18 protein-coding genes and 1 riboswitch are annotated in these 16141 nt (G+C 46.9%); of the genes, 17 read left to right on the top strand and 1 reads right to left on the bottom strand.

Going from position 1 to position 16141, the window contains the following annotated elements; translation table 11 throughout:
• Nucleotides 1–49: 49 nt before the first annotated feature.
• A riboswitch (SAM riboswitch) is annotated at nt 50–154 on the bottom strand.
• 140 nt (nt 155–294) lie between these two features.
• The 3 genes from QTL79_RS09900 to QTL79_RS09890 are packed head-to-tail and all read left to right on the top strand — an operon-like array spanning nt 295 to nt 2339.
• On the top strand, nt 295–606 hold the full coding sequence (locus QTL79_RS09900; protein ID WP_346354815.1) for a YerC/YecD family TrpR-related protein: 312 nt from the start codon (nt 295–297) through the stop codon (nt 604–606).
• 16 nt (nt 607–622) lie between these two features.
• Nucleotides 623–1822: an ATP phosphoribosyltransferase regulatory subunit gene (gene hisZ / locus QTL79_RS09895; protein WP_346354814.1), complete on the top strand. Its 1200-nt coding sequence runs from the start codon at nt 623–625 to the stop codon at nt 1820–1822.
• 58 nt (nt 1823–1880) lie between these two features.
• Nucleotides 1881–2339 (top strand): HD domain-containing protein, encoded by a 459-nt coding sequence (locus tag QTL79_RS09890; protein WP_346354813.1) that lies wholly within the window; start codon nt 1881–1883, stop codon nt 2337–2339.
• Here QTL79_RS09890 and QTL79_RS09885 read toward each other — a convergent pair.
• Nucleotides 2336–3286, bottom strand: coding sequence for a D-2-hydroxyacid dehydrogenase (locus QTL79_RS09885; protein WP_346354812.1), 951 nt, complete (start codon nt 3284–3286; stop codon nt 2336–2338). The two genes, QTL79_RS09890 and QTL79_RS09885, sit on opposite strands and share 4 nt — an antisense overlap.
• A gap of 150 nt (nt 3287–3436) precedes the next feature.
• Here QTL79_RS09885 and hisG point away from each other — a divergent pair, with 150 nt between their 5' ends.
• The 14 genes from hisG (at nt 3437) to QTL79_RS09815 (ending at nt 16119) form a co-directional block, all read left to right on the top strand.
• Nucleotides 3437–4102, top strand: a complete 666-nt coding sequence (hisG, locus tag QTL79_RS09880; RefSeq protein ID WP_346354811.1) for an ATP phosphoribosyltransferase — start codon at nt 3437–3439, stop codon at nt 4100–4102.
• Nucleotides 4099–5448 (top strand): histidinol dehydrogenase, encoded by a 1350-nt coding sequence (gene hisD, locus QTL79_RS09875; RefSeq protein ID WP_346354810.1) that lies wholly within the window; start codon nt 4099–4101, stop codon nt 5446–5448. The genes hisG and hisD overlap by 4 nt, the downstream gene beginning before the upstream one ends.
• Nucleotides 5441–6499 (top strand): histidinol-phosphate transaminase, encoded by a 1059-nt coding sequence (gene hisC, locus QTL79_RS09870; protein WP_346354809.1) that lies wholly within the window; start codon nt 5441–5443, stop codon nt 6497–6499. The genes hisD and hisC overlap by 8 nt, the downstream gene beginning before the upstream one ends.
• Nucleotides 6496–7086 (top strand): imidazoleglycerol-phosphate dehydratase HisB, encoded by a 591-nt coding sequence (gene hisB / locus QTL79_RS09865; RefSeq protein ID WP_346354808.1) that lies wholly within the window; start codon nt 6496–6498, stop codon nt 7084–7086. The genes hisC and hisB overlap by 4 nt, the downstream gene beginning before the upstream one ends.
• 4 nt (nt 7087–7090) lie before the next feature.
• The gene (gene hisH / locus QTL79_RS09860; protein ID WP_346354807.1) at nt 7091–7732 is read left to right on the top strand and encodes an imidazole glycerol phosphate synthase subunit HisH; all 642 of its coding nucleotides are present in this window, start codon (nt 7091–7093) and stop codon (nt 7730–7732) included.
• Entirely contained in the window at nt 7710–8438 is a 729-nt protein-coding gene (gene hisA / locus QTL79_RS09855; protein WP_346354806.1) for a 1-(5-phosphoribosyl)-5-[(5-phosphoribosylamino)methylideneamino]imidazole-4-carboxamide isomerase, read from the top strand. The genes hisH and hisA overlap by 23 nt, the downstream gene beginning before the upstream one ends.
• Nucleotides 8439–8444: 6 nt before the next feature.
• Nucleotides 8445–9203, top strand: coding sequence for an imidazole glycerol phosphate synthase subunit HisF (hisF, locus tag QTL79_RS09850; RefSeq protein WP_346354805.1), 759 nt, complete (start codon nt 8445–8447; stop codon nt 9201–9203).
• Nucleotides 9200–9853: a bifunctional phosphoribosyl-AMP cyclohydrolase/phosphoribosyl-ATP diphosphatase HisIE gene (gene hisIE, locus QTL79_RS09845; RefSeq protein ID WP_346354804.1), complete on the top strand. Its 654-nt coding sequence runs from the start codon at nt 9200–9202 to the stop codon at nt 9851–9853. The genes hisF and hisIE overlap by 4 nt, the downstream gene beginning before the upstream one ends.
• Nucleotides 9854–9933: 80 nt before the next feature.
• Nucleotides 9934–10179, top strand: coding sequence for a hypothetical protein (locus tag QTL79_RS09840; RefSeq protein ID WP_346354803.1), 246 nt, complete (start codon nt 9934–9936; stop codon nt 10177–10179).
• 180 nt (nt 10180–10359) lie between these two features.
• On the top strand, nt 10360–11091 hold the full coding sequence (locus QTL79_RS09835; RefSeq protein ID WP_346354802.1) for a SagB/ThcOx family dehydrogenase: 732 nt from the start codon (nt 10360–10362) through the stop codon (nt 11089–11091).
• Between the two features lie 148 nt (nt 11092–11239).
• Nucleotides 11240–12148: a hypothetical protein gene (locus QTL79_RS09830; protein ID WP_346354801.1), complete on the top strand. Its 909-nt coding sequence runs from the start codon at nt 11240–11242 to the stop codon at nt 12146–12148.
• A 73-nt stretch (nt 12149–12221) separates the two neighbouring features.
• The gene (locus QTL79_RS09825; RefSeq protein WP_346354800.1) at nt 12222–13514 is read left to right on the top strand and encodes a divergent polysaccharide deacetylase family protein; all 1293 of its coding nucleotides are present in this window, start codon (nt 12222–12224) and stop codon (nt 13512–13514) included.
• Between the two features lie 379 nt (nt 13515–13893).
• Nucleotides 13894–14550 (top strand): TVP38/TMEM64 family protein, encoded by a 657-nt coding sequence (locus QTL79_RS09820; protein ID WP_346354799.1) that lies wholly within the window; start codon nt 13894–13896, stop codon nt 14548–14550.
• Between the two features lie 111 nt (nt 14551–14661).
• A complete protein-coding gene (locus tag QTL79_RS09815; RefSeq protein WP_346354798.1) occupies nt 14662–16119 on the top strand; it encodes an IS1182 family transposase in 1458 nt (485 codons plus the stop codon).
• Nucleotides 16120–16141 lie beyond the last annotated feature (22 nt).

Below are 16141 nucleotides of genomic sequence, written 5' to 3'. Positions count from 1 at the left end.
AAATAAAAGCCGCTTCACAAAGTGAAGCGGCAGGAAAAACAACCTTGACGCTTCATCTGCCAGGACATTTGCCTGTAGGAATTGGCACCGTTCACAAATTGTGATGGTTGCCGCAGGTTCATCGGGCCAATCCCTCCGCTGCTCTAGATGAAGTGGAATATGAAATTGTGATCTTGTTTACACATACTAGCATGACTGATGTTGCATGTCAACAGATAAGTTTAATTTTACAGGGGAAAAAGTTCATGATATAATTTAACGAGGTAAAGTGATAAAGAGTGTGGAGGGCTGACTATGACAGTTAATCCTAAGTTGCAGGATAAGAGTACAGACCGCTTGTTTGATGCTATTTTACAGCTAGAGAGTCGCGAAGAATGTTATCAGTTTTTTGAAGACATATCAACAATCAGCGAACTGAAAGCATTAGCGCAACGTTTAGAGGTCGCAAAAATGCTGCAGGAGAAACATACCTATGAAGATATTGTGGAGAGTACTGGTGCCAGCACGGCTACGATCAGCCGGGTCAAGCGCTGCTTGAACTATGGCGCCGACGGCTATAAGCTGATTTTAGAGCGGATTGCAAAACTTCCAGAAAATAAAGATTGAAAGTGAGGAATATAGATTGAAAGCAGCAATACAACTCGATTTTGTGCCTAGAATTCCCTATGGGACGAAAGATTTTTTGCCTAGAGAAGCTGCCGAAAAACGGAGAGTGGAAGCCGATTTAGCGACACTGTTTGCGCAATGGGGTTATGATGAAGTGGTGACGCCGACCTTTGAGTATTTAGAAACGCTGGAAGTCGGCAATGGCGGGCAGTCGCAAGGACAGGTCTTCAAGTTTTTTGATCAGCACAATCGCTTGGTTGCTCTGCGACATGACATGACGACGCCGATTGCCAGGGTGGCTGCTACACGCCTTAAAGAGGCGGAGCCGCCGTTAAAATTATTTTATTTGACGAACGTGTTTCGCCAAGAAGAGGCGCAGACAGGACGGCAGTGCGAATTCTATCAAGGTGGAATCGAAGTTCTTGGCGTGTCGGACAGTACTGCGGATGCTGAAGTTATTGCGCTGGCAGTAGAAAGTCTGCGTTCAGCCGGTTTGAAAAATTTTCAATTTAGCTTAGGTCAGGTTGACTTTATTAATGGACTCATGGATCCGATTGATTCGTTGGGCGATTTGTCGAAACGCCTTAAGCGGGCCGTTGTCGGACGTAACTTAGTCGATCTCGAGCTTTGTTTAAATGAATCTACGCTTTCTTCAAATGAAAAAACGGCGTTGTTGGAATTACCTCTTTTGCATGGGGGCGCAGAGGTTTTATCAAAAGCGGGCAAATTAACATCGAATCCGATCTGTCGGCAGGCGTTAGAAAATCTAAGGGAAATTCATGAGCTGCTAACTCATTATGAGGTGGCAAACTATGTGAATTTTGATCTTGGTCTTACTAGGGATCTCGACTATTACACAGGTATGGTGTTTGAAGGATATACTCCGGGTCTTGGTTTTCCAGTGTGCGGCGGCGGGCGTTATGATAGGATGCTCGAGGCGTTTGGCACCGAGTGTCCAGCGACTGGGTTTGCCCTCGGCGTTGAAAGGATCATGCTGGCGTTGGAAAAACAGGGGGCGAACATTTTAAGCGTTCAAGACGATATTTATCTTGCCTGGGCGCCGGATTGCTTGGCAGAGGCCTTAAAAAAAGCAATGCAGCTTCGGCAGGCTGGCAATCAGGTGGAAGTTGCGATGCGCCCGCAGTTAAAAGAAGATGCAAAATGGACGCAACAAGAAAAGGGACGCCGCAGATTGGTATATGTAAATGCTGAATAGGGTAAAGCAGGTCTGGTCGGCTTTGAATGCACGCATAATGCAGGAGGAACGGAGCTTTGTGCAGGAAAAATTGCGCGAAGCTGAGCAACGGCTCTTTTGGGGAATGAGTCTGCCGGACCAAAGACATGTACTCAATGTGGCTTATACGGCGATTCGCCTGGCAGCTGGAAAAGAGAACCTCGATGTTCAGCTTTTGGTTCGTTGCGCCCTATTGCATGATGTGGGACGGCAAAACGGTGACGTCAGTACATGGGATAAAATTATAGCCGTCTTATTGCATGCGGCGATGCCTAAAGCAGCTATGAGCTGGGCGAAAGAAGGCCGTGGCGGAAAAATAGATAACGTAAGGCATGCCGTTTATATTTATTTTAATCACCCCAAACGCAGTGCGATATTCTTGCGGGAAATCGGCACGGAAAGCGATGTAATCGAAATTGTTTCCAGGCATCACAAAGCTCCGGTGAAAGATGAACCACCGGAGCTTGCCCTGTTGCGTCAAGCGGACAGCTTGAACTAATAGCCTTTCTTGCTATCGATAAGATTGACGAGTTCTTTTCCGTCGAGGTAACGCTCCAGGTTTTCGCCCAAAAGCTTAACCGCGCGCTCCATATAGTTAGGCGATAAGGCGGCCAAATGCGGCGTAATGATAACGTTAGACATTTCCCAAAGCGGTGAGGTTTCGACGAGCGGTTCTTCCTCGAAAACGTCAAGTGCGGCGCCTTTGATCACTCCGTCTTGCAATGCCGTTATAAGATCATTTTCATTGACGATTGATCCGCGGGAAATATTAATAAAATAAGCCGATGACTTCATCTTTTGAAAGCGTGACAAAGAGAAGAGTCGGTTTGTTTCCGGCAATAGAGGCAATGACGCAACTACGAAGTCAGCTTCGGCTAGCATTTCATCGAGCTGTTCAGGCGGATACAAACGATCGACAAAAAGTTCACGCGTTTGTGTCTGCTTTGTTGCGATGACGTGCATGCTAAAACATTTTGCTTTTTTGGCGAGTTCGCGGCCGATGCTGCCTAAGCCTACGATGGCAATGGTTTTATCATGCAACTCATCTACTGGGGACCGCTGCCAAAGATGTTGTTCCTGATTGCGGATAAAAATATTAAGGCCACGTGTGAAGGCGAGCATCAGCGAGAGTACATGCTCTGAAACGGGAATGCCGTGAATTCCTTTTGAGTTGGTCAATAAAATACTGTTGTCTTCCTGTACTGGAGCCAAGAGATTTTCGACTCCAGCGCTAAGTGCATGAATCCATTTCAATTGATGCCCGTTTTTTAGCATTGGTTGGATATCCATCCATCCCCAGGCGACGAGGATATCGGCTTCAGGAAGATATTTTGCAGCGTCTTCCCATTCGCAGCTTAGTATGCGGCAGTCAGGCGCTGTGCGTTCGAGCACTTCGCGGTGGCGCGCGGATAGTTTATTTAAAATTAGTATTGTCAGTGCAGCCATTATTGGCATCTCCCCTTTTTAGATTGCTATAAGAGAATGAATTCTACATCAGTTCTGTTTTTCCTACCTGCGGCAATTGACAAGCTGAAAAGCAAATGATAGTATATTAACATGTTATCGCTTTAAATAACTAAAGGATGGGGATTGGATATGACTTCTGTCGATATGGAATACCTGACGATTGCGCTGCCGAAAGGCAAACTGTTCAAGCCGTCGGTGGACTTACTGGCCAAAGCCGGTTACCGTGCGGACAGTGTTTCAGAAAGCTCGCGTAAGTTGATTATTACGAATGAGGAAGCAAAACTGCGCTTCATCATCACGAAAACGGCGGATCTGCCGACGTATGTCGAATACGGCGCCGCTGATATCGGCATCATCGGTAAAGATGTACTCTTGGAAGAAGAACGTGACGTTTATGAATTAGCCGATCTTAAACTCGGCTTGTGCCGATTAATGGTAGCCGTTCCCGAAGCAATGCGTCAGCCTAAATTGAGTGATTATGCACATATGCGTGTGGCGACGAAGTATCCGAAAATTGCGGAGGCTTTTTTTCATTCCCATGGAATACAGATGGAAATTATCAGACTGAATGGTTCGATAGAACTCGCGCCGATGGTCGGTCTGGCAGAGTTAATCGTAGATATCGTGGAAACCGGTCGTACACTGAAAGAAAATCATTTGACCGAGATTGCGCAGATTCATACGGCGACGGCCCGTCTGGTAGCGAATCGTGTGAGCTTCAAAATGAAATTTGAACGGATTCACGCATTGGTCAGCGCAGTGAAGGCGTTGAGTGAAGGAGTCGGAGAAGCATGAAATTATATAAAACGTGTGAATTTGAGCGAACGAAACTCGAAGCGCTGCTGGCAAAGCCGGCATTTGATGAAGTTCGTCTAGGGAAAAAAGCGCAGGATAAATTACAGTCGCTTTTCGGTGAATCGTTAACAGCAGTTCAAGCGGTGGAGCGAATCGTAAGCGAAGTCAGATGCGGTGGGGACGCGGCGGTACTGTCCTTTACCGAACGCATCGACGGCATAACGTTTGCGACATCCGATTGGCGGGTCAGCGAGAGTGAAGTTGCAGATGCCTATGAAAAGGCAGACCCAAAGGTGATCGCTTCTTTGCGTAAAGCAATTGCTAATGTGAAGCGCTTTCATGAGGAACAGCGCCCCAAGAGCTGGTTGACGGAGCGGGAAAAAGGAGCGATGCTCGGGCAAAAGGTGAGTCCGATTGGTCGCGTTGGCATTTATGTTCCCGGTGGAACGGCTTCTTATCCGTCCTCAGTCATCATGAATGCGATACCGGCAATGGTTGCCGGTGTTGAGGAGATCATTATGGCGGTGCCGCCCGGACCTGGGGGAAAGATCAATGATTATGTATTGATTGCCGCAAAGGAGTCCGGTGTAGATCGGATTTTCAAGATGGGCGGTGCGCAGGCGATTGCGGCACTGGCCTTTGGGACGGAAAGCGTACCGCGCGTTGATAAAATAACCGGTCCCGGAAATCTATTCGTGACATTGGCAAAAAAAGCGGTGTATGGACATTGTGATATTGACATGCTTGCCGGTCCGAGTGAAATATTAATCGTTGCCGATGATAGTGCGGATGCTTGTTATGTGGCTGCTGATTTACTGAGTCAGGCAGAACATGACGTATTGGCAGGCAGCATACTGATTACGGATAGTCTGCGTTTGGCTAAAGAGGTTTTGCTGGAGCTCGAACGCCAGTTAGAGTTGCTGCCGCGTAAAGAAATGGCCAAGCAGTCATTGGAAAACAATGGTTTGGTGTTGGTGGTCGATAATATTGAAGAAGCAATGGAACTGGCAAATTTGGCAGCTCCAGAACATCTGGAGATACTGGTTGCAGATCCATGGAGTCAGCTGAGTGCCGTTAAGAATGCCGGTGCGGTATTTCTTGGCCCCTATTCGCCGGAACCGCTGGGGGATTATTGGGCTGGACCGAATCATGTTCTGCCTACGGGCGGGACGGCTCGCTTTTATTCGGTTCTCAATGTAGAAACGTTCATGAAAAAAACAAGCATTATCGCGTATACGCAAGCGGCGCTAGCTGAAGTCAGTGATGATATTATTCGACTTGCGGAAGCGGAAGGGCTGACTGCGCATGCGAATGCAGTCAGAGTAAGGAGGGAAAGAGATGTTTGATTATTGTCCAAATCTAGAAAAACTGAAGCCTTATAGTGTGGATGAGGCCGACTGGGATATTAAGCTGGATGCGAATGAAAGTCCGTGCAATCTGCCGCCGCTAGTGAGGGAGCGTATTTTAGAGCGTATGGACTATTTGGCGTTCAATCGTTATCCGGATATAGAAGGGCGCGACTTGCGCGTGGCGCTTGCTGAAGGTCTGGGCTTGACCTGGCAACAAGTAGCGATCGGTAATGGTTCAAGTGAACTGTTACTGGCGCTCTGTCAGCTCTTTGGCGGTCCTGGTCGCAGCATCGCGTTTCCCACGCCGTCTTTTTCCATGTATGGAATTTATGCGCAGGTCACAGGCAGTAAGGCTTTGTCGATTCCATTGGCGTTGGAAGAAGTTTTTGACAGGGATGCTGTTGTCGCTGCGGTGCGAAAAGAGGATGCAAAATTGCTGTTACTTTGCAATCCTAATAATCCGACAGGTGCAGTGATTGATCAGGAGGATATCGAATATATTTTGACGCAGGTTTCCTGTCCGGTTGTTGTTGATGAAGCTTATTATGAGTTTTACGGGAAAAGTTCCATAAAGTTGCTGGGAGAGTATGAAAATCTGATTATAACGCGAACTTTTTCGAAAGCTTATGGATTGGCGGCTACGCGTGCGGGGTATCTGATGGGAAATCCGGAAGTGGTGCGCTTGTTGGAAAAGGTGCTAATGCCGTATCATGTCAATGCGATCACGCAAATTGCTGCAGAGACGGTTTGGCTGATGCGTGATCAATTTGAAGCGACTATCCGACAAATTGTTGTCGAACGAAAACGCATGGCCGATGCGTTAAAAGAGCTGCCGGGCATAGAGGTGTATCCGTCGCAAACGAACTTTCTGCTCTTGAAAGTCGCTGCGCATAAAATTTGTTTGGAAAATTTGGCGGCGGCGCAAATCGCTGTCCGAGCTATGGGTACTGGCGTACTGACTAATTGCCTGCGGGTTACAGTAGGAACGCCTATTGAGAACGATGCCTTTTTGACGGCAATGCGCAAAATAGCAGGTGGTCAGTTATGACGGCGCGGCGCGGTGAAATCAGCCGCAGTACAAGTGAGACGCAAATAGCAGTCTGTATTGCGCTCGATGGCGAAGGGCAAGGTGAAATCAATAGCGGAATCGGCTTCTTCGATCATATGCTGCAACTGTTTGCCCGACACGGATTGCTTGACCTTACCGTTCATGCAATTGGCGATCTGGAAGTGGATTGTCATCATACGGTGGAAGACTGTGGTATCGCACTTGGTCAGGCACTTGCTATCGCGTTGGGAGATAAGGCGGGAATCACGCGTTATGGAACGGCTTGGGTGCCGATGGATGAAGCGTTGGCTATGGTTTCTCTCGATATCAGCGGTCGCCCCTTTCTGGTTTTTGACGCCGCATTGCCGCAGATACGGCTGGGTGAATTTGATTTGGAAATGGTAGAGGAATTTTTTAGGGCGCTAGCGATACAGGCCGGATTAACTTTGCATATCCGGCTGCAAAGCGGCAAGAATGCGCACCACATGGTGGAAGCCATCTTCAAAGCGTTTGGCCGGGCGTTACGTGAAGCGGTGCGCATCGATCCAGCTATTAAAGGCGTCATGTCGACGAAAGGAGTGCTATGATGCGATGATTGCTGTTATTGATTATGGAATGGGAAATCTCTATAGCGTGGAAAAGGCTCTGCTTAGCTTAGGCGCTGAAGTGATTGTGACCAGTGATCCCGTGGTGATTAAAAATGCTGCAGGCGTAATTTTGCCGGGCGTGGGCGCATTCGGCGATTGCATGGCTAACTTGCAAAAAGCGCGATTGGTGGAGACGATTCAAGAGGTTTGTCGAAGCCATACGCCATTCCTTGGCATTTGTCTTGGGTTGCAGCTTTTGTTCGAGGGAAGCGAAGAAGATCCAGGCGTGCCAGGTCTTGGTGTGTTTCAGGGGATGGTGCGCAAAATTACAGCGCCGAATCTGAAGGTGCCTCATATGGGGTGGAATTCATTGCGTTATGCGACAGCGTCGTATTTGTTCAATAAATTAACGTCAGATAATCATGTTTATTTTGTGCATAGTTATCATGCGGTTCCTGAGCAACGTGAGCTGATCACTGCATGGGCTGATTATGGTTCTGAGGTGACTGCTGCCGTAGGGAAAAATAATATTCAGGCGGTACAGTTCCATCCGGAAAAATCAGGGCGGGTCGGTTTGATGATATTGCGCAACTTTGTTGCGCGGACGGCAGGAGGGCAATCAGGTGATTATTTATCCGGCAATTGATATTCGAAATGGAAAGTGCGTCCGTCTGACAGAGGGTGATTTTGCCCGAGAAACTATTTTTGGCGATGACCCCGCTGCTATGGCGGAAAAGTGGCAGAGCGAGGGTGGAAAATATTTGCACGTTGTGGATCTCGATGGCGCATTGGCCGGCTGTCCAGTTAATAAAAATGCGATTGCCGATATTTTATTGCGGGTCTCGATACCGGTGCAGCTCGGCGGCGGTATCCGTACGGAGCAAGATGTTGAGCAACTATTGGAAATGGGGGTTGCCAGGGTCATTGTCGGATCGGTTGCCGTGCGTCAGCCTGCGTTGGTGGCCAATTTATGCCGTAAATATAAAGAACGAATCGTTGTCGGCATTGATGCGCGCGGCGGCATCGTCGCGGTGGACGGATGGGGCAAGTCTGGAGATATTAAAGCGGATGAATTGGCTTGCCGCATGGCTGATGTTGGTGTGGCGCGCATTATTTATACGGATATTGGACGCGATGGTACGCTGTCTGGCGTAAATGTAGCGGGTACTGCCGCATTGGCAGTAAAAGCGCGAATTCCGGTTATCGCGTCAGGCGGCGTGCGTGACATTGAAGATATTATAGCGGTGAAGGACGCGGAAAAAAACGGCGTGGAAGGCGTGATTGTTGGTAAGGCTATTTATACCGGGACGCTTGACTTGCGCCAGGCCATTGCCCTGGCAGAAAGGGAGTGAAGCTCTATGTATACGAAACGCATTATCCCTTGCTTGGACGTAAAGGATGGCCGTGTGGTGAAAGGGACAAATTTTGTCGGACTCAAAGATGCAGGTGATCCAGTGGAACTGGCTGCGCGCTATGATGAAGAATTGGCGGATGAATTGATTTTTCTTGATATTACAGCTTCGTCCGATCAACGGCGGACGATGGTCGACGTAGTGAAGGATACGGCGGCGCAGGTCTTTATTCCTTTTACGGTAGGCGGCGGAATTCGTAGCGGCGATGATATTCGCAAGATGCTTCAGGCTGGCGCTGACAAAGTCTCATTAAATACGGCGGCCGTAAAGCAGCCGGAATTGATTGCTGAAGGGGCGAAACGATTTGGCAGACAATGCATCGTTTTGGCCGTTGATGCCAGACAGGTGGTGCCTGGACGATGGGAAGTCTACATCAATGGGGGGCGGACCGCAACAGGGCTCGACGTGATTGAGTGGGTAGAAGAAGGCGTTCGACTTGGCGCGGGCGAAATTCTTCTTACCAGCATGGATCGCGATGGAACGAAGGATGGCTATGACATTCCTTTGACGCGCGGGGTTTCGGAGCGGGTCGGCGTGCCGGTGATTGCATCGGGCGGTGCGGGGAAAATGGAAGACTTTTATGAGGTGTTAACAGACGGAAAAGCGGATGCTGTCTTAGCGGCATCGGTCTTTCATTATGGACAATTCACAGTGAAACAGGTAAAGGAATATTTGCGCGGACGGGGCGTGGAGGTGCGGTTATGATTGACGAAACAAGTCTTACTTATGATGCTGCCGGACTGTTGCCGGCGATCATTCAGGATGAAGAAAACGGTCAAGTACTTATGCTGGCATATATGAATGCTGAGGCTGTGAAGAAAACCTGTGAAACAGGTGTTACCTGGTTTTACAGCCGTAAACGCAAGCGTTTGTGGCAGAAGGGGGAAACCTCCGGAAATGTGCAGCGCGTGAAGCGGATTGCCTATGATTGTGATGCGGATACATTGCTGGTTACCGTCGTGCAATCAGGCCCCGCTTGCCATGAAGGAACACGCAGCTGTTTCAGCCGTCTGCTTGATGGAGGTAAAGCGGAAGCGCCGCTGACCGATCCAGCGGACATGTACGGCGGCGCAGCCAGCGTGTTGCAGGATGTATTTCAGGTGATATGCGATCGAAAAATGAATCCTAAGGAAGGATCGTATACGACGTACCTGTTTGAAAAAGGTCAGGATAAGATTTTGAAGAAAGTCGGCGAAGAGGCGGCTGAAACGATCATTGCATCAAAAAATAATGATAAGAAAGAACTTTTATATGAAATGGCAGATCTCTGGTATCATAACCTGGTCTTACTGGCCTATCATGGCGTAACGCCAACAGAGCTGCTGGCAGAACTGGCTGGACGGCGCAAAGGCTAATGTTGCGCAAAATTTGACAAAAACTACGCTTTTGTGATAAGCTTACACCAAATTTTGCAATAGGCGAAAGGTGGTGTCTTATGGAAAAGCAAGTCTCCTTACAGGCAGGCACCGGCATTGTATATGGTCTGTATCAGTTCAGTACAGATCTGGCCCGTGGTTTTGTTGATTGGCTTCATAGTATTGATCATCCCTATGGTCGTTGTCTTAGTTATGTGCCGGGAACATGCGAATTCAGTGCTTTATGGCTTGAATTGGCTGAACAAGATCAGGTTGAATTTAGTGAATTGCAAACACGTTTTTACGAACAAGTTATGCAAGCGTAATAGTAAAAGAAGGTCGCCGTAGGCGGCCTTCTTTTACTATTACGCTTCTTATTTTGTTGCTGCTATGCGGTAATTATAGGATGGCCCACGGTTTTGATTTTATTTGTATTGGCAGGAGTATCGAAGGAGAATCGTGAATACCTCTAATTGTAATAGTGCGCAAGAACGGGGGAACAATTGATGAGTGGACAAAATTTTATGAATGAAACAAAATACGAGGCTATGGAACCGCCAGATCAGGTGAGGGAATTGGCGCAACCGCCGTTGCAGAAAGCCTATGATCCTGAATGCGTCAAGATTGACTTGCCGATGCCGGAACATTTTCCGCAAATGTCACCAGTCGACTTTTTGGCGTTGATCGAACTAAGGGCGAGTGTTAGAGATTACTTAAAGCAGCCTATGCCTCTCTTAGAATTGTCTTTTCTTCTCTGGTGCAGCCAAGGGGTTAAGATGGTACTGGGTGATAAAGCGACGAAACGCACGGTGCCGTCGGCCGGTTCGCGTCACGCCTTGGAAACATATCTCTTGGTTAATGATGTGGAAGGTTTGACGCCGGGGCTTTATCGTTTTCTGGCGATTGAGCATAAATTGACGCCTGTTTCGGTTGCTGAAGGTATTAAAGGGCGGTTGGTCGAGGCTTGTATGGGGCAACAATTTATCGGGCAAAGTGCCGTTTGTTTTTTATGGTCAGCGGTTGCGTATCGAATGACTTGGCGTTATGGCGAACGCGGATACCGTTATCTGCATCTTGATGCCGGACATGCCTGCCAGAATTTATATTTGGCGGCGCAGGCAATTGATTATGGCGTTTGTGCATTTGCGACGTTTGATGATGACCGGCTGAATAAAGAATTGTTGCTGGATGGTAAAGAAGAATTTATCATTTATGCTGCTGCGGTCGGGAAAATATAGGTTTTCTTTGTTTGAACAAATGTGGAGAATATAATTTTGTTGACAGAATGCGAGAACAAAATTTAATAAATGATTAAGAAATAACGATGAAATAAATACAGGCAATCATCATGGGAGAAAACATAACTTGCCGGTGGGAGGGATTGATATGCTGCAAAAGCCAAATTTATTAACAAAACCATACAGCGACCGGCAGATTATTTTGTTTGTCAATGATGACGTGGTAGCTGCGCAGGAAAAAACAGAAGCGACCATTGCAGAAATGCGTAAGTATTCGTTAAGTCTGGAAGGGTATCTTGATTATTTCAAATTGCAAATCAAGCATTTAGATGTGGATCGTACAATGCGGATCATGAATTTGATGCAAGCGTTTTTCATGGTTAAGCGTGCCGGGGTTAATATCCGGTTAGTGGGAAAAAGTCAGGTGGAACAGTTGTCGTTGCCGCCGGGACATCCAAGGGATAATGTCATATATTTGGGGCATCCCGCACTTGTAAACCACTATATTCCGGTGGCGGCTTTTCATCGCACGGTGTTTGAACATAAGTTGTCAGAAGTGATTTCGATGCTGATGCACCTTGGTGCCAAGACAATCAATATAAAACATATGCAAGGCTGGGGTCTTGACTACTTAATGCAGTTAGATATGGGATTGCTGATTGTTGAGGAAAAGGAAGAGGTCAAAGCGAAAACATTGCTCGATATTTATAAATCGAAGGCCTCCATTGCAACGACGGAAATGCCTATGCAGGTTAATCCCAAAACGTTGCCTAAAGAACAGGTTATGGTGATCAAAACGAGTCAGATGAAAAATCTGAATCCTATAATGCCGACTAATGTTGTCTGGTATCCGTTTGAACCGACGTGGCAATGGGTGAGTGAAGGTCGAATAAAGTTTGGCTTAAAACAGTTCGTTTTGGATTTGAATTATCGTGAAGACTTTGATATCAATATTGAATTGAAAGAGAAACTTGAAAAAGCTGGTTTTAACCTAGTGGGAGATTTTGAGCCACCTGTAGCAACAAAATGGAGGATTTTTGGCGAGTTTTGGGATTGAAGAAAAAGAAAAAGCCTTCGCCTTAATATGAGGCTGGGGGCTTTCTCTTTGCTGATAATGAAAGGGATTGAGCATGGCGAAACAAGTGAGACAGACGAAAGCGGCGCGAAGCAATAAGAATAGGAACCGTCTCTGGATGGCATTAGCTGCGGTGTTAGTAATTGTTGCAGGCTGCTGGCTTGGCAGCGACCTAAAGGATGAGAAGACAACGAAATTACCGCAAGGAAAGCCGATGGCCGACGGCAGTGTGGATTATCGATCGCAGACAACCTTATTGCATGGAAAGGTTGATAATCTGCTGAATAAAATGGGACTGAAGGCGAAGGAAGTGCAGGAGCAAGAAAAAGAGATTCCGCGCGCAAGCGGCGGGAAAATTCGCTGGCATAGCCGTCAGTTGCTTCTACCGTTAACAGGCGAGATGACAGTTGACGGTATTACAACAAAAGTTAAAGAGGGTATGAAGAACGGTGGAGGGGAATTAGCCTCAATGCAAGCGGATACCTATAATGGGCAAAATGTGATGCGACTTGACATCGGGTTTCGTGAAAGCTTAGGCGGAGAGGAAATAAGTATTGTAAGCGATCGACTCTATTTATTGCCTGCGCCAGGCAGTAAGGCGGAGGCACAGGTAAATCAAGCGGTGAATCAGGCTGCGAGCCAAAATAGCAAGAGTGCAAATGGATCTTTGCCGCCGCTTAATGGTAAAGTAAAGGCTCGTCTTGCGGTGGTAATTGATGATTTTGGTTATTCGGGTGAACCAATAGCCGCATTTACTGGACTGGGGCGGCCGGTGACGATGGCTGTGTTGCCCAACCATCCGTTCAGCTTAGAAGCGGCCAATCGCGGTAAAGCAGCCGGACAGCAAGTTATTCTGCATTTGCCGATGGAACCGCTTCATGGTGGATCGTCAGAGCAATTGTATATTAGTCCTGGACAAAGTGAGACTGAAATTCGTGATGCCGCGCAACGATTGATACGCGCAGTTCCGGGAATTATAGGCGTTAACAATCATCAAGGATCGAAAGCGACATCGGATCGTAGAACAATGAATGTCGTGATGAATGTGCTGCGCCAACAAGGTCTGTTTTTTATTGACAGTCGAACGACAGGGCAGTCAGTGGCGCTTGAAGCAGCAAGACAAGCTGGCGTTAATAGTGGTGAAAATGAATTGTTTTTAGATAATGAAGATGATGTTGCGGCCGTCAAGCGTCAGTTAAGAACGGCTCAGGGAATGGCGTTGCGACAGGGGAATTTGATTGTCATTGGACATGCTAGAATGAACACGGCCAGAGCGCTGAAAGAGATGCTTTCTGAATTTGATTCTAGCGGTGTTCAGTTGGTTTTTGCATCCGCCTTGCTGAGATAAAAGAATTTTCTAATAACTATTGCGTTTATGAAAAATCCATGCTATTATCTAAGTAAGCACCATCCTTACACAACCAAGGTGTTAGGTCGCAAAGGTAACATAGCCCTTTGTCCCCAACGGTTAGCTGGTAGAGTTAAGGTAGTGTGATGTTCGGATTGTCTAAGGTATGACCCATTCCCCCCTCACAAAGGTATTGCGAATAGGAAGTGGATAGTTGGTTTCTGTTTCAGTAGTTGAGAGGTCGTAGGGATGGATGCGAAACGAGAGGGCGTTGCCCTCTCGTTTATTTTTCTTTACAAGGCTTTTCTGCAGAAGTATAATGAATCTCGTGTACAGTTTTAATTGTTAAATATATGACAGAATGAGGATTAATATTTGCATGGATACTCTTATGAGTAAGCTGAAACAAGTCAGTCCTTTATTACTTCCGTTGATAGCCGGGTTGCTTTTGCTTCATACTTTCGGAATTAGCCGTTTAACACCGGAGGCCATCAAAGAGTTGATTGTATCCTTAGGTTGGTGGGGCCCGGTGCTATATATTATTCTCTATACCATCCGACCGTTACTACTTTTTCCGGCGCTCATTCTGACTCTGGCAGGCGGTTTAGCGTTTGGCCCGATTTGGGGTACCGTCTATGTGATTATCGGCGGTGTAGGCGGAGCGTGTTTATGTTTTTTTCTCTCGCGCAAGTTTGGTCGTCAGGTGGTGCGACGTTACCTGGGTGAAAAATGGTATTTTAAAGCGGTCGAGAATAAGATCGCTATGCAGGGGTTCAAGGGAATGTTGTTTTTGCGTGTGGTGCCAATATTTCCTTATGATCCGGTTAGCTGTTTGGCTGGCGTAACGTCGGTTAGTTTTCGGCACTATGTGGTTGCAACAGCAATCGGCATGCTGCCCGGCGCATTGGCCTATAACGTGCTGGGCTGTTCATTGACAGAGCTGTTTTCGCCGCAATTTTATTTGGGCGTCGCACTAGTTTGTATTACTGTAATATCACCGCTGCTCTACCAATTAGTCCGAAGCCGTCAAGGGTAAGAGCAAAAGAACGGAAATGGACCAGCAATTAATTTGCTGGTCCATTTCAGACTGTAGACAAAACTCCACTCCCGCTAATGATATGATAAAATCATTAGCGGGAGTGATTTTATGTACGAGAAAAAAGATCGAAGTCAACAAAGCCAAATTGAATTCTTCTGCTTAGAAGATTTAGTACCGAAAGATCATATATTACGAGACATTGAACGAGCCATCGATTTTCGCTTCATCTACGACGAAGTCGACGGTTTATATAGCGACTCCGAACGAGGCAAACCAGGAATTGATCCGGTGAGTCTGTTTAAGATCGTACTGATTCAATACCTGTTCGGCATTCGTAGCATGCGTCAAACCATGAAAGAAATTGAAGTAAATATGGCTTACCGCTGGTTTATCGGATACGGCCTTACCGAAAAAGTCCCGCACTTTTCAACCTTCGGCAAGAATTATACCCGGCGTTTTCAAGGAAGCGATGTGTTTGAGCGGATCTTTATGCGCATCCTGTACGAAGCAGTAAACTGCGGTTTCATTGATGCAAGTTCCGTATTCATTGACGGAACCCATATCAAAGCACGAGCCAACAAAAAGAAAAGCGCAAAAGTGTTTGTGCCGATTCCGGCCAAGCAATATCAAGATGAACTGAATGCGGAAATTCAAGCCGATCGCGAAAACCATGGCAAGAAACGGTTAAAAGATAAAGACGACGATGAAAATCCGCCGCAAGGTAAAACCATCACGCAAAGTACGACGGATCCGGAAAGCGGCTTGTTTCATAAAGGCGAGCATGAAAAATGCTTTGCCTACGTAACCAACACGGCTTGTGACCGGCATAACTTCATATTAGGATACGAAGTCGCAGCGGGCAATGTTAATGACAGTCGATTGTTTGATGAACTGTATGAACGAGTCGTCAGTTATTTCCCTGAAACCGAAACCGTTGCCGTCGATGCGGGCTACAAAACGCCCTGGATTATGAAACAAATTATCGACAGTGGCCGAATTCCTGTCGTTCCCTACAAGCGTCCTATGACAAAAGAAGGGTTCTTCAAGAAATATGAATACGTATATGATGAATATTATGAATGCATGATTTGCCCTGGCAACCAGGCGCTTGGCTACAGTACGACGAATCGTGAAGGATATCAAGAATATAAAAGCGATGCAAAACAATGCAAAGTGTGTCCGCATTTAGAGCAATGCACGCAGAGCAAAGCGCATCAAAAGCAAGTCCAAAGGCATGTATGGGAATCCTATCTGGAACTTGCTGATGAGTATCGGCACATGCCGATATATCGCGATATTTACAAATTGCGCTCGCAAACAATTGAGCGTGTCTTTGCAGATGCAAAAGAAAAGCATGCAATGCGCTATACGCAACTGCGTGGCCTGCAGAAAGTGAAAATGCAGGTGACGCTTACTTTTGCATGCATGAATCTGAAAAAACTGGCGACCTGGAAGAAACGCAGGGGTATATTACCGCCTGTTTTTCAACGTTTTTTCGAAAAACTGCGTTTTTGCAGTGAAAATTGGATAACTGAAATTGAAAAATGCACCTTACGCTTTGCGTAAAGTGCATTTTGTCGACGGTCTG

The organism is Azotosporobacter soli, from assembly GCF_030542965.1.
GTDB lineage: Bacteria > Bacillota > Negativicutes > SG130 > SG130 > Azotosporobacter > Azotosporobacter soli.
The sequence above is the reverse complement of the archived record's forward strand: the minus strand, read 5'-3'. Positions and strand labels throughout refer to the sequence as shown.